Origin of the sequence: Pyrolobus fumarii 1A (genome assembly GCF_000223395.1) — an archaeon.
Taxonomy (GTDB): domain Archaea; phylum Thermoproteota; class Thermoprotei_A; order Sulfolobales; family Pyrodictiaceae; genus Pyrolobus; species Pyrolobus fumarii.
This window is the reverse complement of sequence record NC_015931.1, coordinates 965,482-987,829: the sequence shown is the minus strand read 5'-3', so window position 1 is coordinate 987,829 and position 22,348 is coordinate 965,482. Positions and strand designations below refer to the sequence as shown.

The window sequence follows — 22,348 nt, the reverse complement described above, 5'->3', positions numbered from 1 at the left end:
GCGTGGCGTCACGGGACTGGTGTTGGGACAGATTTCAACACCTCCTCGACCACAGCCTCGGGTGTGACCCCCTCAACCTCAGCCTCGGGCTTCAAGATTATGCGGTGCGGCAGCACGTATCTCGCCGCGAGCTTCACATCATCGGGTATCACGTAGTCTCTACCCTCCATCGCCGCGAGCGCCCTGGAGAGCTGCTGCATGGCTATCGCTGCCCTCGGGGAGCCGCCCAACCTCACGTGCGGGTGGCGATGCGTAGCCTCAACAATCTCCACTATGTAGTCTAGCACCGAGTCGCTCACCCTGACGCTCCACACGGCTCTCCTCGCCTCGAGTACATCCTCCGCTGTGGCCACCGGCTCGATAGGCCACTCTCTAATCACACCATAGTTGCGAAGAACCTGCTTCAACACCTCCCTGGATGGCCTCGGCACGACAATCTTGACTAGGAACCTGTCCAGCTGCGCCTCTGGCAGTGGGAACGTACCCTCAAACTCGATCGGGTTCTGCGTCGCCACGACCATGAAGGGCTCCGGCAGCCTCAACGTGTTACCCTCGATGGTCACCTGCCTCTCCTGCATCGCCTCGAGGAGAGCCGACTGAGTCCTCGGCGACGCCCTGTTAATCTCGTCAGCCAGCACTATATTGGCGAATATCGGGCCCTTCTTTAGCCTAAACTCGCCGCTCTTCTGGTCGTATACCATCGTGCCTATCACGTCGCTGGGGAGTAAATCCGGCGTAAACTGGATCCTCTTGAAGCTGAGAGACATGCTCGATGCGAAGGCCTTGGCTAGTGTCGTCTTCGCTACACCCGGCACGCCCTCCAGGAGGACGTGACCCTCGGCAAGAAGAGACGCGAGGAGTATCTTCAGTTGCTCGTCAAGCCCGTATACCACCTTACGCACTTGCCCCAAGACTCTCTCAGCTAGACTTCTCACTGGCTCTAGACTCGCCATACTCTACTACCACCTCCAACCCACGTAGCTTCTCAAGCTCAACACCTAGACCTTTAAGCACTCGACCTAGGCTCGTGACCATACGCTCAGACTCTCTACGCCATCTCACAATCAACGGTCTCCGCGATAATCCAGCAGCCTTCCTGTAGAGCTTGTATAGCCTCCGAAGCAACACACTAAGCTCTTCACGATCGATGCCCGTTGCACTTGACAATCTCGCTACCAGCTCCTCGTTGCCAACAATCTCGTCGATACCGGCTCCGAGTCTAACCCTAAGCACCCTATCAGTAATCTCGTAGAGCCTCATTATGACAGTCTTCGCCTCTAGGGTGGACAGTTTCCCGCCCTCTACTATCCGCTGGTATAGCCTCGTGTAGCCGTAGATAGACGGGCGTGGTGCAACGTGGTAAATCTCCTCTTTGCCCCGCGTAAAACCTCCGAGGAACAACTTGTAAGCAACATACCCCGCTACAAGCACGTACGCCAAGACTGCTAGGCCGCGAGATAGCCGGAGAAACATCTCTTCGAGATTCGCAAGCATCTCTACGAGTATCCTCGCAAGCTGGTAGGCGGATAACGCGAAACCTATAGCTCCAGTCTCGAAGACCGATGGCATCACTACCGTACAGCCAGCATCACAACCCATCAGCTCCACAATAGTGTCTAGAGTGTCTGGATTTGCCTGGAGCGCGTCATTACGGAGGAAGTCCGAGTCGCCGATAAATATGATCGAGCCGTGTGTAACCGCCGCCGCCCTCCCGCCGACATACCCTATAGGCTTGACGCCCTCGCCGCTCATCGCCAGAATGCTGATAGTGGGTATGCTGACATCACCGAGCCTAAGCACACCACTATCAACTAGGCTGTACTCCAGGCGGGCAAACGCGCTGTCCAACCGTGCAGTTATCCACCTGGCGCACAGAGATTCACCGATGACCACTATTAGTCTGGGTTTTGCACGTTCCACCCATTGCTCTAGATCCTCGTAGTAGAGGCAGAACTGCGGATCAAGAAGGAGTAGTACAGCATCTTTCACGGTGCTCGGGTCCGGCAGCTGTAGATACACTTGTACTCCTCTCGCACGTAGCTCGGAAACAAACTCTGTAAAACCCTCGGGGCCATCATCATAGACTGTTGCTTGTAGGCGCAGTGGTATCGTTAGAGAAAGGTATGGGAGCGTCACAAGCGCCAGTATGAGCACAGCGATTGAGACCCACTTACCGTACCTCACGTAGTCCACGCTACTCCTCCTCCCTTCCCTCGCTACACTCTAGCCTGGACGCGAGGAGCGACACAGCCTCAGCTATAACCCTAGACGCGTCTTCCGTCCCCCGACCAGCGAACTTAGCCTCCTCATATGCTAGAGCCGCCTTCATGTAGATGTTCTTCGCTGACTCGCGGAGAACAGATGCATATTCTCTGTGTGTCTCCCAGGCTTGGCGAGGCCTACACTTTGTCCCTATCACTTCAAGCAACTTAGCGAACATCTCCTCAACCGTACCCGCTGCCTCACCCTTTGCAGCTTCACGCGATACTAGCCGTGTTATTCTGGAGAAGCGAAACGCGGAGACTACCCTCCTGCCATACCATGCTACCGCCGCTGCTGCCACCACCGCCAGCGGCAATAGAATAAGTACAGGGTCGAACCCGGCTTCGGGTAGCGTGATGCTTGGAAGCCTGACGCTTGGTAGAGGCGGGGCGCCAGCCGCTGGCAGCGAGAGTAGCGATATCCTCCCTACGTCGATGCTCTCTGGCAGCTCCAGCGTCTTTAGCACATCTTGCTCGCCCGTCGCTCCACCGCTGAATAAGTCTGTGAGCACCTCCTCTAAGTTCACCTGCGTCTTTGTAGGGAGGATTCCCTGGGAGGATAGGATATCCTCGGCGACGAGCCTCGCCAGCGTATAGCCGCTAGGTTCGTACATGGTTATGTTCTCTCCCTTGAGACTCTTGACTAGCTTCGTCAGAGCCTCTATGTCACTCTCTGTAACCGAGCCTTCGCCGCCAGGAGCTACACCAGCGTAGCTTGGCATTGACCCGGCTGGTGGCGTTTCTGTGCCCTGAGGCTTTGCCGCTCTCTCGGACGTCGTTACGTTCGCCTCTGGGGGGATGAGGTTGCCGAGTGTCTCGTTGTAATAGTAGGCTTGAGGCACGCCTTCCGTACAGACCTGGGGGTCTAGACGAGCCTCACCCACGAGATGCAAGTACACTAGGTTTGCTCGGTTAGGGTCTATCCCCGTATCCCCACCCACAACAGCCGCGAGTATAGCAAGTTTCTGCGCAAGTCCAGTGTCGTTGCGTAGTACTCCTGGCGGCATCTCGGCTATAGCAAGGCATAGTTTTGTTGAAGCAACTGCTGCTGTCTGATAGTCGCCGGCCACGAGTGCAAGCGAGATACTAGTTGCAAAGTATGCAAGCTGCTCCAGACTGGCCGCGTAGGCTGCCGAGCCTAGGGCAAGGAGTAGCATGAGGCTCATGAGCGCGGCCGTTTTACAAGTGGTGCACCGCAAACTGGGCACCTCCTCTCGCCGTACCTTCTCGACGTGTAGCCACACGCCGGGCACACGAGGATGTACCTTACCAACCTGCTTATACCTCTAGTCCTTAACGAGCGGTACGAAACGCCAAGGCTTGCAAGGAGGTTCTGTAACGCGTAGTCATCCGTTACCACCTCCACCTCTAGCCCCTCCTCCTTCAACTGCAGCGCGAGCGCCGCAACCTCAACATCAGTCTCGGATAGACTCCCATGCACACCAACTTTCACAGCAGCCCTTTTCACACGCCACTTGTACTTCTCCCTCGGCTTCACCACCTCGACCCTCTCTAGCAGCATCGCTGTCTCTAGCCGGGAGCGGCTCTCATCGTCACGCACCTCCTCAATCACACTCGGTGGTGCAACCAGCCTCACGCCATAGAGCATGAGTGGCAAGCCTGCCAGAAACGCCGTGGTATCCAACACCATCACTTTTCCCGTCACGCTCGCTAGCCTCCCCGCCAGTCACGATGGACGAGCGTCTACCCCCTCTTCTCAAGCACGGCTATGAAATAGCCTGGCATCTTTTGAACGCTGGGGAGGAACCTCGAGACCGGCAGACCATCAACACCCATGCTGGAGCGTGGCGCCCGCAGCTCGACCAGACGCAGCCCCAGCTTCTCCATCCTCCTCACGATGGCCTCGTTCTCCTCAACTGTGAGCGTGCACGTCGAGTAGACTAGACGGCCTCCCGGCTTCAATATCTTGGCTGCAACCTTCACAAACTGCCACTGATACTCCGCCGCGTTCCTAACATCACGCCACGTCTTCCTATCATACACCTTTGGTATCACGCCGAGCGCCGTACACGGCGGGTCGAGAAGCACCCTATCCGCCCTAAGCATCGGGTAGTCTAGGTCCAGGTACCTCGAATCAGCTTGCTCTATGTGAACCAGGTCTAGATGCCCTAGTCGCCCAAGCTCCTCAACCATCCTCCTTATCTTCGACCTAGAGTGGTCGATCGCTACTATCCGCGCCTTACCGCGTGTCAACTCTACAAGGTGCCCCGTCTTGCCCCCGGGCGCTGCGCACATGTCAACCACTATCTCGCCGGGTTGAGGCTCGAGAAGCCTCGAGGCCCACATAGCGGGTAAGCTCTGCTCATATATCAGCCCTCTTTTCCAGACGCTCAGCTCCCTGGTGCTAGGCGCGCGGAACCTCGAGACGACAACCCTAACCGCTAGGCCGCGACGCTTCTCCCGCACTTCATCCCAGCTCATCTCCGCCACGCCATACGCAACAACCACCCCGTTCTCTGCTACAATGTTCACCTCATCACCCTTAGAGACGCCCTCCATATCTATGACGCCGGGTGCATAGACGTGAGCACCTAGCAGGACGCTCTCAGCAGTCCTCTTGTCGACAACCACGCGCTTATCCACACGGGGAACGCGGAATGGACCCTCCACAGGAAACCAGATAGCCTCCTCGAGGTGCTCATCGCGATACGCTCGTAGCCCCTGCTCCCTTAGCTCGTCGAGCACCTCCCCGGGATCAGCACGCATCGTGTTTACTCTCACGTATAAGCGACGTGGAGGCTCACAAAGGCTCGAGAGGAGGAGTTCGAGAGCCTTGTCGTTACGCGCTACCCTCTTAAGCTCGCGTATGACACCCGCGTCATACTCGATGCATGGCGCGCTCATCGCGCTCCTGGCCGTCGTGCATGAGTGGAAAGGGTGGTTTAAGGTAGAACAGCTAGGGATTCTATGAGCCTCCTCTTCGCCTGCGCGGCGTTACTGGACACTCTGCTTCTAACATCCTCGTACAGGTTGCCGCCATGAACGTCAACCGCTACTGTCATCGGGCCGAACTCCTCAACCTCGAACACCCAGAGCGCCTCTGGAACGCCAAGCTCCTCTAGCCAGTATACCCCAGCGACGCTCTTGATCCTAGTGGCTGCCAGGGCTCCCGCTCCACCCGGGAATGCTAGATACACGCCACCCGCCTCTGCTAGAGCCTTGGCCGCCTCGCTTGGCAACCCACCCTTCCCTATCACGAATGCAGCGCCAGTAGCCTTCACAACCTCGGCTACCAGCATACCCATGCGGTAGCTTGTTGTGGGTCCCGCAGCGATAACCCTCCACTCGCTACCCTCGCGTTTCACCACAGGACCACAATGGTATATAGCAAGCCCCTTGAGATCGATGGGCAGCTTTTCTCCACGCCTCACGAGCTCGAGTATCCTACGATGAGCCTGGTCACGCGCTGTCACGATTATACCGGTGAGGTAGACGGTGTCCCCTACACGCAGCTTCTCGATATCCTCGCGGGAGGCTGGAAGACGTATGTGGTAAACGTTACCCATGCGTGTGCACCAGTAGCTTGTCGCGCCGCGCCTACCCTACGAGTTTTACCGTTGCCGCGCCCGCTAGCACAAAGTATATCACCGCCACGATCAGCTTGTGATGCTCTATTTTCATGCGTGTTATTAGCCTCGAGCCTATTGTTGCACCAGTGTATGTACCGATGACTAGAGGCACTGCTAGCGCAAGGTCTAGCATGCCGTGCATCGCATACACGAGTGTAGCCGTAGCGGCGTTGAAACCCGCCATTAGCTTTGATGTTGCTGCAGCACGTCTAGAGTCGAGGCCCATTATCCCAATCAATACCGGCATGTTGAAGCTACCGCCGCCCTTACCAGCCAGCGCGCCGACAAAACCACCGACGAGTAGCACAGCCCAAGCCAAGGGGATTGCATGGGATCCTTGCCTTGCTGCGCTACGAGGGCCCCTGAGCGCAATGATTCCCGAAGCAACGAGCACGAGTACAACTATGGCTACTATGACACGGCCGGGTATGTTGACGGCTACGTAAGCACCTATGACTGCACCCGTAACGCTAGCCGTTGCTAGCGTAACGGCGAGCCTGGTGTCTAGGAGGCCCTCCTTGTGCAGGTGGATTATGCCTCCTAGGCTCGTACCGAGTACCGCGAAGAGGCTAGCCGATACTGCGTGGTGGGGCTCAACGCCAGCTAGTATCAATAGTGGTACCATTATCGCGCCGCCGCCTAGCCCGGCTATACTCCCGACTATGCCGGCGAGGAGGCCTACTAGTATGGCCACTAGCGCCTCCAAATTGTCGCCCGACCGCCGTGCAGCTGGCCTGCTAGCGTTTATTCCCGGTTGTCTCGCCGGGAGCAGAGAACACGTTATGAGGAGGCTTGTTGCTGGTCAAGCGTGCGTTCCAGGGGTGCGGCCTGCTTGCTAGACAAGCTCCTCTCGCGTATTGAGTCGCTTCGTGGCTATGCAGTGGAGCTCTACAAGAAGCTTGTTCCCCTGAAGGCTATACCCCCTGATTTCGGTGGCAAGGGGGAGCTGCGTAGAGCCGAGGCGCTCCAAGAGGAGCTTGAGAGGCTAGGACTACACGTCGAAAGGTATGATGCGCGTGATGACCGCGCCGAGGGTGGCGTAAGGCCCAATCTAGTCGTTAAGCTGGGTAGTGGGAGGCCACGACTATGGATAATCTCGCATCTCGACACTGTACCCGAAGGAGATGCTAGCCTCTGGAAGTACCCTCCCTATCAGGCAACAGTTGTCGGTGACAGGGTTTACGGCAGGGGTGTTGAGGATAACCTGCAGGCTGTTGTCTCGTCGCTTCTACTCTTACGCGCGTTGAGCGAGGAGCAGACCGAGCCTCCCATAACGCTCATGGTGGCTTTCGTGTCTGACGAGGAGGCGGGTAGCAGGTATGGTGTGAGGTACCTGCTCGAGAAGACTGGTGTCTTCCGTAGCGGCGACTGGGTTCTTGTACCGGACTATTGTAGTAGCGATGGTTCCCGCATAGAGGTCGCCGAGAAACACATCCTATGGTTCAAGGTGGTTATTGAGGGTAGGCAGGTTCACGCCTCTATGCCTCACGAGGGGCTAAACGCACATAGACTGGGCATGATGTTCAACCTGGAGCTTGACAAGACACTCCACGAGAAGTTCTCTGGTTTCGACGAGGTCTTTGAGCCTCCGGTGTCGACCTTCGAGCCTACGAAGAAGGAGGCGAACGTGGCTAACATTAACACAGTTCCCGGTCGCGACGTGGTATACTGGGATTGCAGAGTGCTCCCACGCTACGACCTAGACGATGTGATCGAGACTGTCAAGAGCATGGCCTATTGGTTTGCGCTCCGCAGCAATGCAAAGATAGACGTAGAGGTGGTGATGAAGGACGCTGCTGGAGAGCCAACGTCACCGTCTCATCCGCTTGTCCGTTACCTCTCCGAGAGCATACGGGAGGATCGCGGCATAGAGCCTAGGCCCGTGGGTATAGGCGGGGGTACCGTAGCGAGATACTTCCGTAAGAGGGGTATGCCCGCAGTAGTATGGCAGACATGCGACGCGACCGCACACCAGCCGAACGAATACGCCAAGATCGATAACGCTGTGGCTGATGCAAGGGTATTCGCCAGACTTATCTTCAAACTTGGCGGGCAGAGCGGTTAGATCGTTAAACCTTGCCAAGAGTATTGAGGCGGCTGACTACCCGATACCCACGGGGGCATGTTTTGAAGCTAGCTACGCATGTCGCCTTCTCGTCTAGCATAGCTGCCGCGCTAGCGCTGCTAGCGGGTTGCCCAGCGAGCTGCGCCTGGTATGCCGCGTGGTCCTCAGCGCTTGTCAACATAGCGCTTGATCTGCTTGGACACGAGGTACGGGGAGGGAGGCCTAGGCGCACAGCCTTTAGCCATAGCTTTGTGGGCCCCCTCGCGTTTTCAACAGTGTTTATGACGTCAGCCCTCCTAGCGCCGCCTCCTGAGGCTCTGGCAGCAATTATTGCGATACTTGTAGGCAGCTACTCACACCTAGCACTCGATGCTGTGACCGAGGGGGGAGTCTACCCCTACTGGCCACTCTCATCCAAGAGGTGGAGGCTAGCAAGCCTCCCCTACAACCACCCAACCGCAAACAAGCTAGCCATGCTAATGGGGGCACTCGCGCTGCTCACGAGCTTGCTCGTGAGAGGGTTGCCAAGCCTATAGCTCACCATGGGTCATCAAGGAAGTTCTTGAGTATCTGTGGCCCGTATGGAGTTCCGATACTCTCCGGGTGGAACTGCACCCCGTGTATCGGATGCTCCACGTGCCTCACGCCCATTATTTCGTTGTCGACGACGCTCCTAGCCTCGACTTTCAACACGCTAGGCACATCATCGATCACCAGACTGTGGTATCTCATTGCGGTGAACTCGCTGGGCACACCCCGGTACAACTTACCACCATTGTGCCGCACAGTGTCAGTCTTTCCGTGCATTATCCTCTTGGCTCTCCTAATCCTCGCGCCAAACGCCACCCCGACAACCTGGTGGCCCAGGCAGACGCCGAGTATCGGTATCCTCCAGCCTAGTCTCCTCACAATCTCTATCGACACGCCAACGTCGCGCGGCTTTAGGGGCGAGCCTGGCCCGGGCGAGATTATGATGCGGTCGGGGTCGATCCTCTCCACGCCCCTCACGCTAATCTCGTCGTTTCTAACCACGATGCTTCTAGCGCCAAGCTCGGCTAGGACATTCACGAGGTTATAGACGAAGCTATCATAGTTGTCTATTATCAGTACGAGGGTGTCGGCCACGGCTTACGCCACCCCCAGAGCCCTCCTCACAGCCATTATCTTGTGAACAGTCTCCATGTACTCGCGCTCGGGGACACTATCATAGACTATCCCTGCACCCGCCCTAGCCTCGACAATACCGTCCTCGTAGCTCCACACGCTGCGTATGACTATAGCCGTCTCTCCCGCCCTCTCAGCATACACGCCAACAGCGCCAGCGTACGGGCCGCGAGGCTCATCCTCAAGCACAGCGATATACTCCATCGCCCTCGTCTTTGGCGCACCGGAGACCGTACCCGCGGGGAACGTCGCAGCAAGCACATCCGAGTAGAGCGTCTTGGGCTTTACGAGGGCCTCCACCCTGCTCACAAGATGTTGGACATGACTGTACTTCTCGACGTCCATAAGCGCTGTTACTCTAACCGTACCCGGCACAGCTATCCTACCCAGATCATTCCTCGCGAGATCCACGAGCATCATATGCTCGGCTCTCTCCTTTTCATCGCGCAACATCTCCTCCTCCAACGCCACATCCTCCTCCGGCGTCTTGCCACGAGGCCTCGTACCCGCTATCGGGTGTGTCTCGGCACGCCCCAGGCTCATCTTGACTAGGAGCTCGGGACTAGTCCCAACTATCCAATGGTCGCCCATCCTCAGGTAGAACATGTAGGGGCTCGGGTTACCCCCCGCCAGCCTCTCGTAAAGCGCGAGAGGCGAACCATTATACTCGTACCGCTCTACACGCGAGAGGACTATCTGGAAGAACTCCCCCTCTTCTATCAGCCTCTTCGCCTCCCTAACCCACGCCTCGAACTCCTCCCGCGGCGTCTCATAGACGGGCCCCCTTGCCTGCACGAACCCCCCTATCTCAGCCTCGCCTAGATCCGCGTCACCCGGGCAAACGTACGCCCTCCCAGTGAGACGATCGTACACCACAAGCACCTCTGGCTCAAATACTCTCACTACGGGCCAAGTATGACGTCTCAGTTTGGGCGCCAGCCACGGCTCAACACCGGCAACAGCCTCGTATGAGACTACTCCGAAGAGCATGCTGCGACAAGGTAGCGCATCACAACCTCTCCCCCGGAGCGCCTTCCAGAGGACATTAAACCCGTCAAGAATGTCATCAGTCTCATAGACCCTATTCGCACCCATGGCAACGAGGGTGTACCTGGCGCGTTCCGGGAACCCCTCGCCACTCTCCAACAGGGCCACGTAGTCATACCTCTTCTCGGCCCAGGCTACGAGTCTCCGCGGCTCTGGTATCCTGGCCAAAGGCCTCTTGCCACACCCGCTCCACTCTTCTAGAGGCTCGCCAACGCCAAGCTGTAACCCCATGACCGTCTACTCCTCCTCGCTCGTAGCGTCAAGAAGGCACCCAATAGACCCACTCCTTGACCCTATACCAGCCCATTCCACCAACAGCCACACACTACGCATCTAGTCACGCTCAAGACCCCTCTTCAATCCCAACTCGTAATCCCACACATTACCATCAACAATCCTCCGGTAGAAGCACGTCAGATGCCCCGTGTGGCACACCGGCCCCTCCGGCACAACCTTCACAAGGATGGCGTCCAGGTCACAATCTACATAGACGCTCTGCACCCTCAACCGGTGGCCACTCGTCTCGCCCTTCATCCATATCCTACGCCTAGACAAGCTCCAGAAATGGACGTAACCCGTTGTTAACGTCAAGACTACCGCATCACGATTCATGAAACCAACCATCAACACTAGACCATTCCTAGCATCCTGAACAACCGCCACTACAGTACCATCCCGATGACGATAATTCAGCTTCGAAGCTATCGCCTCAACCTCCTCCCTACTCATCCTCAACGCCGCACCGCCTCCTCCACCACACTAAACCAGTTGCGTAGAACTTTGAGACCCGTATGCCCACTCTTCTCAGGGTGGAACTGAGTACCATAAACCGGGTGCTTTTCCACGACAGCAGGGAACCTAAAACCGGAATGAACAGCGTAACCCTTCACATGCTCGCCACGAGTATCTACATAGAAGCTATGAGCGAAGTAGAAATACTCTCCATAATCGATACTCTTGAGAAGCTTGGAATCTCCAACCCTCCACACACGAGTCCACGCCATATGCGGCTTCCTCCACGTCGGGAGCTGCACAACCCTACCAGGTAGCAGCCCCAGACCCCTAGAACCGCCCCACTCGACACTCTCCTCAAACAACAACTGCATTCCGAGACAGATGCCAAGAAGGGGCCTGCCTTCCTTTACAGCGTCAACGACAAGATCCACTATACCAGCCTCCTCCATGATCCTCATGGCTGCTGGGAAGGACCCGACGCCCGGCAACACTATACCATCGGCATTCCTGATATCCTCTGGACGCCTAGACAGTGTTACCGTGGCACCTGCACGCCTAAGCCCTCCGATAATACTGAACCTGTTACCAACACCATAGTCGACCACAACTACCCTCGGCTGCACAAGTAGACCCCGCTTACTCATCCAACCTAAACCACCAGATATAGAAGAGCGCTATATCACTACAAGTGATGAATGAGAAAGGGTAGAATGGTTAGAATGGCGAGATACTCATACAACTAGAGGATCCCTGGTTGGTGAAAAATTTGCGTGTTTTGGTAGGGTTACTTCTTCCTCTGGTCGAGGAAGACTTGTAGCTTGTAGCCCTTCCAGACGGTCTTGCCCGGCTCTACCCACTCGATCTCGATGTCGTCGGGGCTTAGGTCTAGCCTCCTGGCTAGTATCTCGCGGGCTAGCCTGTCGTACTGTGGGTCGACTGGGAGCTTTCTCTTGGTCTCGATGCGTATCTTTAGCTTGTCCATCTCGTCCGCATAGACTATGATGTTGTAGGCGCCGGTGGTGTCTGGTATCTCGTTAATCGCGTCTTCTACGATTATCGGGAATAGCAGCTTGCCCTTCACTCTGAACATCCACTCGACGCGGCCTGGGATTAGCTCTGCAAACCTGCAGTGTGTGATGCCGTACTCGGGGGTTGGCTCACAGATGAACTCGTTCTTCACATAGTCGCCTAGGCTGTAACGGATGAGTGGCATTGTGTAGTGGTAGAGTAGGGTTGCTATCAGCTCGCCGCGCTCACCCTCGCCGGCTGGCTCGCCGGTTGGCTTGTCCTCGTAGCTACCAGGCGCAATGACATCGAATATCTCTACGTCCTCGAAGATGAGGAGAGTGCCTGGGGCATCTGGAGGCTCGACAGCCACGTGGCCATCCGTGGTACCCCAGATGCTGAGGACCTTCTCGACGTTCGGGTGGACCTCCATTAGCTTCTTCTTCGTGTTCTCGGCGGCCGCGCCGCCGTGTAGTAGGAGCACACGGAACGGCGTCTCCCAGCCCTCCTCACGCGCCATTTCGCCGATGAGACGGTGTAGCCATGGGGTGGTCGCGAACACGTCAACCTTCCATAGCTTGAGTATTAGCATATGCCTCTCCTTCCAGGTGAAGAACGTCTCGCCGCCACCCGCGATGGCGGTTGCACCACACCTCCACATGGCAGTCTCTACTAGTGGCGGACCCCAAGAGTAGAACCCGCTCATGTTGAGGTAGTTGGCGTAGATGGTGCCTGGCTTGACGTCTGCAAAGGTCCAGAGGTAACGTGCCTGCAGCTCCTCGAAGTAGTCTAGCTCGAGTCTACCCCAACCCTGGAACGTAGGCATGCCGGTGGAGCCAGTGGTAGCACCAACGAAGTGGATGTACCTGGATAGCTCTGGGACCATTATGCTGCCGTAGGGCGGATTGCTACTCTGGTCTTTCCTCAAATCCTTCTTCGTGAGCACTGGTATCTTGACGACATCCCTCCAGTCCTTGATCATGCTCGGGTGGAAGCCCTTGCTCTTCCAGAAGCGGCGGTAGAACGGCGAGTTCTCCCAAGCCCACCATACGATCTGCTTGAGCCTCTGCGTCTTTATTTTCTCGAGTTCCTCGCGTGGAAGCGTGAGTATACGCTTGTTCCAGAGTATCTCATCGCGGCGAGGCGGGTAATCGGTACGAATGAAGCCCTGGCGGCGAAGCTCCTCGTGTATCGCCTGGTAGTAGCCTAGAGGTGTGGCAGCCCTAAGGGTGCCGACCAAGGAGCCAACATCCCCAGGCTGAACAGGTAAACCGGTCCCCTAACAAAAAGCCCACTCTCTTCACACTACAGTAAATACGCGAGATACTCCACTCATACACTAGTAGTACGATATCCAGTTGCCCCACGTATCGGAGCGAGTATCACACGAAGAGAACGAAACTATAATGCGTGACGAGCGGCAGCATTGTAGACTAACATGGGCTGTGGTGAACCGAGGGTAGGCCGAACCGGTGAGGAATGCGTGCCCCTCGCCTATGCCGAGCCCGCATTAAAAATGGAAAACAGTTATAATTGAAACAACTCCATCACTACCGGGTGGTCTTTAGCGGCGCCTCCTGCGCCTCCTACCCTCCTCTTCCTCCTCAGCCACCTCAAAGGCACGGATGCCGACTCCCATTAGCTTCTTGAATACCGAGTCTACGAACTTGACGTAGAAGCCGCGCTGACCCACGAAGGCTCCAAACTCGTCACTACGTACCCATATTGCTAGCTCGGGTCCCTTGAAGTCAACATCCTCTATGTGCTTGTAGATCCAGCTGGTTGGGTGTATAGCGCGTATCATGTTGATGAAGCTGCTGCGCAGATCGCTTGTTAGCTCGACGGCGCGTAGCCTGAGCTCAGTGTCCTCCTCGATCTTCTCTATCCTCTCCCCGCCGCGGCCAACTAGCCTACCTAGGTAGCCCTCCTTGACGATTATAAGAGCGTCTGGGACATGCTCGCTCTTAATCTCAAACCTCTTCTTCTCCTCGACAAACTCGACCACAGTTATCACGTCGGCGTCAGGGGCGTGCACCTTCGCCGACTCCATTATCCTCTTCTCGACGTCGTTCAACGGCCTGTTCCTCATACGCAGCTCTAGGAGGAGCCTAATGCCTCTCCTAGCGCCGGGCCTCACAATATCCTTGAAGCCTAGGTCAACCACCTTGGCCTTCTCCTCGCCCAGCAGCACCTCCCTGATCATAGTGGCGCCGTCCTTCTCCATGTGCGGCGGCTTCTGGAAGACCGGGTCGCCCGCGATGATGAACTTGCTGTTTCTACCGATCCTCATCATTATCTCTACGCTGGTCTCCGGCGGCACGTTCTGCGCATCGTCGAGGAAGATTATGGCATCGTCGAATGTCCTGCCGCGGAGATAGTGGGTATCAGCGAACATCACCTTACCCTCCTGGATTAGCTTCTCAACCTCCTTCCACTCGATGAACTCGCCGAGAATGTCACGTAGGTACGCGGAGACGAACTCGTAGTACTGGGGGCCTAGCTCCTGCGCAGTAAGCTCCTTGCCAGTAACCACGTCGACAACTGGCCTCGAGATAATGAGCCTCTTGTACCTGCCCTCGAGTACCGCATCGAGGCCTGTTAGTACGCTGAAGAGGCTCTTACCGGTACCGGTCGGGCCGAACAGTCCTATAATCTCGTACTCGTCGCTAGTGAGCGCTTCTAGCATCTCCTTTTGACCATCACTCATCGGCTTTAGCTTCTCGAGCAGAGCACCCATCTCTTCAACACCCCTCCAGGTGCGCATGGGTGTACCCTAAACCGCAGCCTTATCAAGCCAACCATCAAGGGAAGTAGGTAGTACACGCTAGAACTTGTACCCGAGACGCTCAAGAACTTCCTTAGCAGCTTGAAGCTTCCTAAGCGCGTCAAGCCCCTGAGGCGTTATTCGGTACAGCTTCCTATCGCCCTCTTCAACTGTCTCCACGAGGCCCTCCGCTACAAGCCTATCAAGCAGCTCACGAAGCCTATCGTATGGTAGATTAGCCAGCTGCGCCAACCTAGTAGAGTTGATAGGACCTTCTCTAGATAGGACTAGGAGTATGTCGTGGATTATGCCTGCCTGGCTGCGGTACCTCCTCCTCAATCATCATCAGCCTCCACGCCTCCACGGGATCAACGCGAGTGGCGCTACGCTACGCAACGCTATGGGAGCTAGGAGCCACGTTTCCCCCAACGAGGCTACAACTATGCCCATGGCATGACTAGCACATATTAGCACGTGGTATAATACTGCTTGTCTCGTGGCGCCGTATATGTTGACTAGAGCGAAGCAGATAGCAACTAGGAGTACAAGCGCTATGAGGTTGTAATCCATATAGACTATTACCATTGAAGGGAGGAGTGCGCGCTCACTCTTCGCACCCGCATATAGGCTAGCGGCGTGAACCGCATACGAGGCGACATAGAGGTATCCTGCAAGCAAACTTGCCTGGAGAATCTTGCCAACCTCGAGTTGCGACTGCCCCATGCCCGGAAGATGACGCGCCCAGGGGGGATGCCCTCCTCCTATACCAACAGCGCTGACAGCGCCAAGCAGACCCGTGACCTCCACGCCCAGCGCTATAGCGTACATGAGTAGCGCTATACCCTCTAGGATCAGCGTCTGGTCACCTACTATGCGCGAGGCGGAGAACAACCTAAGAGACGCGTAGATAGTCGCGACTATACCAACAGCCGATATCACGAGTAAAAAAGGCGCTAGTTGAGCGACTAGTGTCAGTCACTCTCACCTCCTTCCGGCAGATGGCGTCACTCCTACAGCACGCTTAAAGTGGAACGCTAGTGCACGCTGATTTGCATACACGTGCAGCACGGCCGCACCAGCTGCTATGAACGCCACTATCTCGCGTATCGCATTCCAATCGGATTTACTGATACCCAGTGCAGTAGCATCGCCGCTTCCGGGGCCGTGGGGCGCTGTTGCGAGTATCATACCACTGATTAGCGTCAATAACCCGAAGACTGCCAGCAGGACGACGCTCACGGTACGTAGAGTCATATACACGTTGACCATGGGCATCACCCCTCGCTCTTCTCTGCCTTTAGGCTTGGTGTTTCTATCTCAAGTGCTATAAGACCCCACTTGCCGGAGACGCGGCACTTGATGCTCGCCTTTTCACCGGGCTTCAGCATCGTCAACAACTCGTCGAAGTACACCTCCTTCTTGCCCTCGGGGGTCTCGACGATCCACGTGCCCCGCACGATAATCTTCTCGCCGTTGACTGTTACACTACCCTCATTAACATCGATCTTCTCTATGACACCGGTTATGGTTACCTCCTCGCCCGGTTCATACGTAGCTACCGCTGTGCTTGTAGCCTCGCTTTCACCACCCCTCCATCCATAGCCGCCTTCGCGCGTCTCCGCGTAATGCTGCCATATGAATGGTCTAAGAGCATCAGCGTATAGCGGGAACGCCGCAATCAACACTGCTACTACTATCGCGGCTACGACGCCTAGCTTTACGCTCAACACTATCTCCCATCAAGAGAATGTACTGCTGTCGCTTGGCTTTATAACGTGGGTTCACGAATTGTGCATAAAACACAATTCAATACAAGTAACCCCCATGGCGCAGCGCCTAGCGCGTAACCAGCAATGCATGAAATGACGTAAAAAGTGTATGACATTTGTCGAGTAGCGTGCCGTCACGATAGTCGCACCGTCTCAATGCACAACCTTCCTTTTCATCCCGCGCGGCCACCATGCACGATGCCGCAACACAGCTATAACTAGCGGCGTGAAGAGGTATGCAGCCATTATGCCAGCCAGCATGACCGTCAAGCCTAGCGTGAAGCCCATTTCTCTCATGCCTACGTTGCTGCTCGCCATTAGTGACAGGTAGGCGCTAGAGACTACAAGTGCCAGGCCAACCACGAAGAGGCTTACTGCACCAGCGGCGCGCGGCAGGGCCTTCTCGACGTCACAGTTCGTCTTTCTACACTCTTCAAGCGCCCTTGCTAGGAAGAAGCTGTTGTAATCCATGCCCACGCCTAGCACCGCAACCATCGTCACAATGTGTAGGAACCATAGTATCGGTTTGCCGAGCAGCCACTGGAACAGCGCAACACTCGCCATAATGCCTGTCATTGCGGCGCCTATGATTACTAGCAGTGCGGCTATGCTCACTGGGAGCGCGCCGAAGATGCCGGTGAACGCGGCCACCATGAGTATGCTGGCCGCCGGGAGTATACGGTAGTAGAAGCGCTCGTGGAGTATCTCATCCATCTCCATTACCGCGAATGGGGCTCCACCCACATACGCCTCGATACCATGTGTCTCTGCATACTCGTGTACAATCCGGTGCACTTCTCTGATCGTCTTTTCACCGTCCCAGCTATACGGGTCTGCCGAGAGTATCACCTGGAGAGCAACAATCTTGCCGTCGCTGCTCACCAGGCTGCTTGTCTCGCCGCTAGTCGCGTTGGGCGCCACCACTATACCGACGCCCTCCACGCGCTCAATACGCTTAGCAAGGTTCTCGACAAGCGTTTGCATTTCAATACTCTCGTGGAAGCTCTTGGGTAGCTTTAGCGTGACGAATATCGGATCAGTGAGGCCTGGCATATACTCACGTTTGAGCGTATCAAAGGCCTTTACTGCGTCAGCATTCTCGGGGAGCATAAGCTTCATGTCATGACTGCCGTGGAAGTTCACGTAGAAGTACCCAGCTACTAGGAACACTGCCACTAGCACCGCTAGCACAACACGATGGTGTCTGAGCAGGCTCTTCATCAGCCTACTCTCGCGGCCCACATGCCTCTCTATGCTTGGTCTCCTCGGCCACCAGAACCACGAGCGCCCGCCTAGCAGCGCTAGGAGCGCCGGCACCAGCGTTAGGCTCGCCAGGGCGGTCGCCGCTACAGTAATTGGTATGGTTTCGCCGAGGCTGCGTAGGAACGCTATATCCCAGCCAAGGAGGAGGCTGGCGAACCCGATTATCACGGTAAACGCGCTGGCCACTATCGCTGGACCGGCTGTACTCAGCGCCCTCTCTACAGCCCGCCTAGCATCACCGACTATCGCGTACTCCTCGCGGAACCTGTGGACCAGGTAACCGGCGTAGTCCGCACCGAGACCCAGAGCCGTTGTTATCATTAGCGTTTGTGCCTCGTTCGTGACATCTATGAGCCCGTACCTGGCGGCAAGGAAGACCAGGGCGCCGCCGAGCACTATGCCTAGGCCTATGCCGAGATACGGCATTGCCACTGCAAAGAGGCTCTCGAGTATCAAGAGTAGCACGAGAAACGTCGCAGCCTCGCTTATCTTGCTAGTCTTCTCTATATCCTCGAGCGCATACTCGCGAACCTCCTTCATCACGAGGTCCGAGCTCGTCATACGAACGTTGAAGCCGCTGACGAAGCGAGAGAGCGTCTCCTTTACTAGCTTCTCCGCCTCCAGGATCTTCTCGACCCTCTCGTCGCTCACATTGCCACTAGGCTCGAACATCACTATGAAGCCTTTGAGGTCACGAGCTACTAGTAGTCCCTTAGCCTCACTCATCACCTTGGGCGTCACGTCACGTAGCAGGATTAAGGTTGAGAGCCTAGCGGCTTCAACCTCGGGTCTAGTCTCGTTACGCGCCACCGCAAGTATAGCGTTAACGAGTTGAGGCTTGAGCCACTCCGGGAGACTGACACCCGTGAAGTTGGCGCTTATCCTGCCTATATTCTCCTCGATTGCTTCGCGTACTAGTAGCCACACATCGCTGTCTGTTAGTCTCCCCTTCTCGCATAGCGTGTTAATCGCCCTCTCGGCTAGGGTCTTTGCCTCGCTTGGTACACGCTTGAGTGCTTCTTCGCGGAATAGCCTACAGAAGGTCTCGTTAAGCTGCTCGGGATGCTCGACCAGCTCAATTACCACGGTCTTGTTGACGGGTATGCTCGCCTCCTGCCCCTCGAAGGCTTCAACCAGCGCCTGTACCGCAAGAGTGGTGTTGCGAGCTAGTGTCGCATCAGCTTCCGGATCATACTTCTCCAGTATCTCGACGATCAGCCTAGCCTTCTCCTTGCCAACCATCTCCGCGAGCATACTCTCTACGAGGCTGATCGCCTTCTCTCGCAACTCCTCCGGACTCGGCTGGTTACCCTCAACCACTCTGCTAACTATCCACTCTACGAGTTCGCGAGGAAGTTGCGCTAGCCTCTCGCCTGCTACTCTACTCAAGGCTTCCATCACGGCAGCCTTCAACGTTGCCCTGTCGGAGACTAGCCTCCCCTCTGCGAGCGGGTCGTACTTCTCAACGAGTGGCAGGAGTTGTACGGCTTCAGGCTTTACTCTGACAAGCATCTCTTTAATGAGGCGGTATGCGGCAGTAGCATAAGCCTCACGGCTTGTAATGTTCTTTTCGACTAGGGGCGCTACAAGCTCAACTATGTTACGCGGTACACCAAGCTTCACTAACATCTCGGATGCCGCACGTACCGCAAGCGTACGGTTGGTCGCTAGGCTAGCCTCTAGGCCCGGGTCGTACCTGCTTATGGCTTCGATGAGTAGGTCTGCTACCGTGGATACCTCTGGGTACGTTCGCGACGCTAGCTCTACTACAGCCTTGGCCGCGAGGTAGGCCGGTATGCGACCTTCTACCGCAGCTTGTGACAGCTGTACCGCCGTTTCCTCGTCGATACCCATGCGTTTCATCTGCTCGGAGAGTAGGGTTGACACAAGTTCATCCGCGTGGCTGGTAATGTAGAGCGTTGCGTTGCCACCCGCACTGCGCGCGATGCTAAGGACTTGGAGTTGCGTATATGGCGCCTGGCGCGGATCGAGACTATAGAGGCTTGCTAGGCTTGTCACGTTGAGCCTCTGCTTCTCCGCCTCTAGCATCTTCCAGTAGACCTGGGTGAACAGTGGTAGCAGCTTTGCTAGCCTAGCGTCGCGCGTAGCCAGCTGCTCCGCCACCAGCTTCTCTGCGACTTGGAGAGACGCTCTATCCGGGTCAATGCCCTGGAGTGTTAGGTTGCGGACGCTAAGCCAGACGAGCTTCGCCTCGCTAGATGGTAACGGGGCTAGCCTCGGGTCTATGAGTGTTAAGTTAGTGTAGGCCACATACATTGTATAGTTGCCGTTGAACGCCTCCATGTACTCGTAGGTTCTGCTGACCTGCCACCAGGTGAAGGCTACACCCTCCATTATCCTCGATACTATGCTCTCGTTGCCAAGCATGCTCCTGAGGAGGGCTGCCGTCTCTGTAAGGTTGGCTGCCAGCTGGCTAGCCTCTTTGTCTAGAAGTGCGAGCTTAGAAGCAGTCTCGTTAAGCTTGGATGCCACTAGGAGCAACTGTTCGGTCGCGTTCACTACACGCTTATCAAGCTCGACCAGACCTTGTGCCACTGCGACGCTAGCATTCGTCAACATTAGGAGGCCGTGGTAGGCCTCGCTGTACCCCCGGTCGGCCTTGACGACGCCCTTCACAGCCTCATTTAGCTGCTCTATCATGGTTGTGAGGTTACGGTATGCTATGGTGTAGCTCTCGTTTAGCTGTAGGAGTGCGCGGTAGGCTTCACTTGCGCCCTCCGAGCCCTTCTCTATGCCCTCGAGGAGCCTCTGGTAGATACTCTCGTTGATAGACGCGAGCATCACTGGGACGCTGACGAGGTTACTACCTAGCTTCTTCTCCTCGAAGCTCTCGTTGAATACGCGTCCCCACCGGACTAGCTTGACAAGCGTCGCATTATCACTGAGATCTACGTTCTCGACTATTATTATCGCCGGGTGAGCACCACCACTCTTTATGCTCGTGAGGAGCTTCTCGGCTTGTTCAGCCTCGCTGCCTGGCGGCAGAGAGTACTGGATACTCTTGACAACCGTGTTTAGCTCCATGAAGAGCGGCGTAGCTAGCAATGCCACCAATAACCATACGCTAATCACTAGCAGCGGATGCCTCGCGATGAAACCAGCTACACTCATTCTCACACCGCTCGGTTACCGAGCTATCTGGGGGTGATAAATCGGTGCTCGAGACATATGTAATAGTCTCGCTTTACCCGCCAAAAATGTTGGATGGAAGCGTGTCTAGCATCGAGAGTAGTCTCGAGCAGCGGGGAGTCGAGCTTAGGACCAGATACCTCGTGCTCCTCATGCTAGCCGAGGGTCCCAAGACTGGCTACGAGCTACTCAAGGCTATTCGTGCCCTTTTACCCGAGATTGGACGGGGTGTAAGCCCAGGCACCCTCTACCCGCTTCTGAGGAGTCTCGAGGAAGAGGGGTGTGTTGAGGCTGTAGAAGAGCATACGGGGGGTAGACGGAGGAAGGTCTATAGATTGACACGGAAGGGTGTAGAGACACTACTTTCAATGGCGGCACGCGGCTTGACGCTAATCGAGACGCTGCTACGTCTACACTTACGGGCCGCCGACAGACTACGTGGCGGAACACTAGTATCGCCTAGCCTGGTGGCCGAGGTGGCTGAGAGGCTACGGGTAATAGAGGAGCTTACCAGGCAGCTTAGAGCGAGGCTCGAAGAAGCCCTTGCAAGAATCCAGGTTGATACAACGAGGAACCACTAGTGATGTGACGTCGGGTCCGGCTGAATGGTGATGAACGAGGGCGAGACTGAACCACCTACGCTCTCTCCGCGTGCACCGCCTGGTGTATACTGCATGCCAATCTCTTCGCCTCGTCAAGGCCCCTGTCCTTCGCGGCTCTTATGATAGCCGAGCCTACCACAACAGCATCAGCACCAACCTCTATTAGCCTCCTGGCCGTCTCAGAATCGCGTATTGCGAAACCAGCGAGAAGGTATACGTCGCCTACCAGCTTCTTAGCTAGCCTTACGTTCTTCTCTACAGCGATTGGCAGCTTCACGCCGGTGGCCGGCTGTAGACCAAGGTAGATGAAGAGTGGCCTCAGCGCAGCATACGTGAGCAGCCAACGGTGAGGAAACCTGCTGGAAGCGAAGAAGCATGGCTTTAGTCCAACCCTTTCCGATTCGTCAACATACAGCCATAGCTTCTCAGGGTGCTCGAAGGGTAGATCCGGATACAGTATGCAGCGCGCACCCGCAGATGCCGCCTCCTCGTGGAACTCGCGGAGATGACCAAGATGGTCGCTCATATACGCCATGATTATGGTCGGGCGTTTATCTCCAATCTCTAGCCTGGATAACAGCTTTAGAGCATCCCTCCACCCACTAACACTCTTCAACGCCTCGGCGTGCGTCTCTCGGATAGTAGGACCATCGTAAATTGGCCTTGGCGTTGGTACGCCGAACTCGAAGAAGTCTACACACTCGGATAGAGTCTCCACTAGCTTCTCGAATGTACCGGGGTTAGGCCACCCTATGGTGATATAGGCCGAGAAGCCGGGCCTCGGGAGTGTCAACCCTTCCCTGCCTCACGTTAGCCGCCGTCACTCCTACCGTTTAAACCCCCGCTTATCGCCCAACACGCTATACCTGCAAGTTCATACAGAATCGTTTCACTTCCAACACGAGCTAATTCGTCACTAGGATACCTCTACTC

At 56.1% G+C, this 22,348-nt stretch carries 22 protein-coding genes; 3 read left to right on the top strand and 19 right to left on the bottom strand.

The window, feature by feature from the left end:
• Positions 1 to 8: 8 nt before the first annotated feature.
• The 7 genes from PYRFU_RS05195 to PYRFU_RS05165 are packed head-to-tail and all read right to left on the bottom strand — an operon-like array spanning position 9 to position 6,557.
• Positions 9 to 953 carry an AAA family ATPase gene (locus tag PYRFU_RS05195; RefSeq protein ID WP_014026589.1) on the bottom strand — a complete coding sequence of 315 codons (945 nt, stop codon included), beginning with the start codon at positions 951 to 953 and terminating at the stop codon, positions 9 to 11.
• Positions 919 to 2,193, bottom strand: a complete 1,275-nt coding sequence (locus tag PYRFU_RS05190) for a hypothetical protein (protein WP_014026588.1) — start codon at positions 2,191 to 2,193, stop codon at positions 919 to 921. Before PYRFU_RS05190 ends, PYRFU_RS05195 begins: the two co-directional genes overlap by 35 nt.
• Position 2,194: 1 nt before the next feature.
• Positions 2,195 to 3,460: a hypothetical protein gene (locus tag PYRFU_RS05185; protein WP_014026587.1), complete on the bottom strand. Its 1,266-nt coding sequence runs from the start codon at positions 3,458 to 3,460 to the stop codon at positions 2,195 to 2,197.
• Positions 3,424 to 3,927: an NOB1 family endonuclease gene (locus tag PYRFU_RS05180; protein ID WP_014026586.1), complete on the bottom strand. Its 504-nt coding sequence runs from the start codon at positions 3,925 to 3,927 to the stop codon at positions 3,424 to 3,426. The genes PYRFU_RS05185 and PYRFU_RS05180 overlap by 37 nt, the downstream gene beginning before the upstream one ends.
• A 38-nt stretch (positions 3,928 to 3,965) precedes the next feature.
• The gene (locus PYRFU_RS05175; RefSeq protein ID WP_014026585.1) at positions 3,966 to 5,126 is read right to left on the bottom strand and encodes a PUA domain-containing protein; all 1,161 of its coding nucleotides are present in this window, start codon (positions 5,124 to 5,126) and stop codon (positions 3,966 to 3,968) included.
• Between the two features lie 38 nt (positions 5,127 to 5,164).
• Positions 5,165 to 5,788, bottom strand: a complete 624-nt coding sequence (locus tag PYRFU_RS05170) for a FumA C-terminus/TtdB family hydratase beta subunit (RefSeq protein WP_014026584.1) — start codon at positions 5,786 to 5,788, stop codon at positions 5,165 to 5,167.
• Positions 5,789 to 5,819: 31 nt separating this feature from the next.
• Positions 5,820 to 6,557 (bottom strand): sulfite exporter TauE/SafE family protein, encoded by a 738-nt coding sequence (locus PYRFU_RS05165; RefSeq protein WP_048191647.1) that lies wholly within the window; start codon positions 6,555 to 6,557, stop codon positions 5,820 to 5,822.
• Positions 6,558 to 6,683: 126 nt separating this feature from the next.
• Here PYRFU_RS05165 and PYRFU_RS05160 point away from each other — a divergent pair, with 126 nt between their 5' ends.
• Positions 6,684 to 7,916, top strand: a complete 1,233-nt coding sequence (locus tag PYRFU_RS05160; RefSeq protein ID WP_014026582.1) for a M20 family metallo-hydrolase — start codon at positions 6,684 to 6,686, stop codon at positions 7,914 to 7,916.
• A gap of 62 nt (positions 7,917 to 7,978) precedes the next feature.
• Positions 7,979 to 8,452: a metal-dependent hydrolase gene (locus PYRFU_RS05155; RefSeq protein WP_014026581.1), complete on the top strand. Its 474-nt coding sequence runs from the start codon at positions 7,979 to 7,981 to the stop codon at positions 8,450 to 8,452.
• Position 8,453: 1 nt separating this feature from the next.
• On the opposite strand, the gene PYRFU_RS05150 is transcribed toward PYRFU_RS05155, so the two are convergent.
• From PYRFU_RS05150 to PYRFU_RS05100, 11 genes are all read right to left on the bottom strand, one after another.
• Positions 8,454 to 9,041: an anthranilate synthase component II gene (locus tag PYRFU_RS05150; RefSeq protein WP_014026580.1), complete on the bottom strand. Its 588-nt coding sequence runs from the start codon at positions 9,039 to 9,041 to the stop codon at positions 8,454 to 8,456.
• A 3-nt stretch (positions 9,042 to 9,044) separates the two neighbouring features.
• Positions 9,045 to 10,358 carry an anthranilate synthase component I family protein gene (locus tag PYRFU_RS05145; protein WP_014026579.1) on the bottom strand — a complete coding sequence of 438 codons (1,314 nt, stop codon included), beginning with the start codon at positions 10,356 to 10,358 and terminating at the stop codon, positions 9,045 to 9,047.
• A gap of 102 nt (positions 10,359 to 10,460) precedes the next feature.
• A complete protein-coding gene (gene hisI, locus PYRFU_RS05140) occupies positions 10,461 to 10,856 on the bottom strand; it encodes a phosphoribosyl-AMP cyclohydrolase (protein WP_048192481.1) in 396 nt (131 codons plus the stop codon).
• Between the two features lie 2 nt (positions 10,857 to 10,858).
• Positions 10,859 to 11,506 carry an imidazole glycerol phosphate synthase subunit HisH gene (hisH, locus tag PYRFU_RS05135; RefSeq protein WP_014026577.1) on the bottom strand — a complete coding sequence of 216 codons (648 nt, stop codon included), beginning with the start codon at positions 11,504 to 11,506 and terminating at the stop codon, positions 10,859 to 10,861.
• Positions 11,507 to 11,646: 140 nt separating this feature from the next.
• Positions 11,647 to 13,107, bottom strand: coding sequence for an acyl-CoA synthetase family protein (locus PYRFU_RS05130; protein WP_014026576.1), 1,461 nt, complete (start codon positions 13,105 to 13,107; stop codon positions 11,647 to 11,649).
• A 324-nt stretch (positions 13,108 to 13,431) separates the two neighbouring features.
• On the bottom strand, positions 13,432 to 14,631 hold the full coding sequence (locus tag PYRFU_RS05125; RefSeq protein WP_014026575.1) for a PhoH family protein: 1,200 nt from the start codon (positions 14,629 to 14,631) through the stop codon (positions 13,432 to 13,434).
• A gap of 60 nt (positions 14,632 to 14,691) precedes the next feature.
• Positions 14,692 to 14,970: a winged helix-turn-helix domain-containing protein gene (locus tag PYRFU_RS05120; RefSeq protein ID WP_014026574.1), complete on the bottom strand. Its 279-nt coding sequence runs from the start codon at positions 14,968 to 14,970 to the stop codon at positions 14,692 to 14,694.
• Between the two features lie 6 nt (positions 14,971 to 14,976).
• Complete coding sequence (locus PYRFU_RS05115) at positions 14,977 to 15,570, bottom strand: hypothetical protein (protein ID WP_014026573.1); 594 nt, start codon at positions 15,568 to 15,570, stop codon at positions 14,977 to 14,979.
• 42 nt (positions 15,571 to 15,612) lie between these two features.
• A complete protein-coding gene (locus PYRFU_RS05110; protein ID WP_014026572.1) occupies positions 15,613 to 15,900 on the bottom strand; it encodes a DUF4405 domain-containing protein in 288 nt (95 codons plus the stop codon).
• Positions 15,901 to 15,905: 5 nt separating this feature from the next.
• On the bottom strand, positions 15,906 to 16,358 hold the full coding sequence (locus tag PYRFU_RS05105; RefSeq protein WP_014026571.1) for a hypothetical protein: 453 nt from the start codon (positions 16,356 to 16,358) through the stop codon (positions 15,906 to 15,908).
• A 195-nt stretch (positions 16,359 to 16,553) separates the two neighbouring features.
• Positions 16,554 to 20,795 (bottom strand): MMPL family transporter, encoded by a 4,242-nt coding sequence (locus tag PYRFU_RS05100; RefSeq protein ID WP_014026570.1) that lies wholly within the window; start codon positions 20,793 to 20,795, stop codon positions 16,554 to 16,556.
• 44 nt (positions 20,796 to 20,839) lie between these two features.
• On the opposite strand from PYRFU_RS05100, the gene PYRFU_RS05095 reads away from it, so the two are divergent.
• Entirely contained in the window at positions 20,840 to 21,394 is a 555-nt protein-coding gene (locus PYRFU_RS05095; protein ID WP_014026569.1) for a PadR family transcriptional regulator, read from the top strand.
• Positions 21,395 to 21,449: 55 nt separating this feature from the next.
• Here the strand turns inward: PYRFU_RS05095 and trpA are convergent, their stop codons facing one another.
• Positions 21,450 to 22,208: a tryptophan synthase subunit alpha gene (trpA, locus tag PYRFU_RS05090; protein WP_014026568.1), complete on the bottom strand. Its 759-nt coding sequence runs from the start codon at positions 22,206 to 22,208 to the stop codon at positions 21,450 to 21,452.
• Positions 22,209 to 22,348: the final 140 nt, after the last annotated feature.

Excerpts from the sequence above, each read along its gene's own strand:
- hisH (WP_014026577.1), bottom strand. The coding sequence starts at position 11,506 with ATGAGTAAGCGGGGTCTACTTGTGCAGCCGAGGGTAGTTGTGGTCGAC.
- PYRFU_RS05125 (WP_014026575.1), bottom strand. The coding sequence starts at position 14,631 with ATGCGCACCTGGAGGGGTGTTGAAGAGATGGGTGCTCTGCTCGAGAAG.
- PYRFU_RS05175 (WP_014026585.1), bottom strand. The coding sequence starts at position 5,126 with ATGAGCGCGCCATGCATCGAGTATGACGCGGGTGTCATACGCGAGCTT.
- PYRFU_RS05100 (WP_014026570.1), bottom strand. The coding sequence starts at position 20,795 with ATGAGTGTAGCTGGTTTCATCGCGAGGCATCCGCTGCTAGTGATTAGC.
- PYRFU_RS05145 (WP_014026579.1), bottom strand. The coding sequence starts at position 10,358 with ATGGGGTTACAGCTTGGCGTTGGCGAGCCTCTAGAAGAGTGGAGCGGG.
- PYRFU_RS05110 (WP_014026572.1), bottom strand. The coding sequence starts at position 15,900 with ATGGTCAACGTGTATATGACTCTACGTACCGTGAGCGTCGTCCTGCTG.
- PYRFU_RS05195 (WP_014026589.1), bottom strand. The coding sequence starts at position 953 with ATGGCGAGTCTAGAGCCAGTGAGAAGTCTAGCTGAGAGAGTCTTGGGG.
- hisI (WP_048192481.1), bottom strand. The coding sequence starts at position 10,856 with ATGAGTAGGGAGGAGGTTGAGGCGATAGCTTCGAAGCTGAATTATCGT.
- PYRFU_RS05170 (WP_014026584.1), bottom strand. The coding sequence starts at position 5,788 with ATGGGTAACGTTTACCACATACGTCTTCCAGCCTCCCGCGAGGATATC.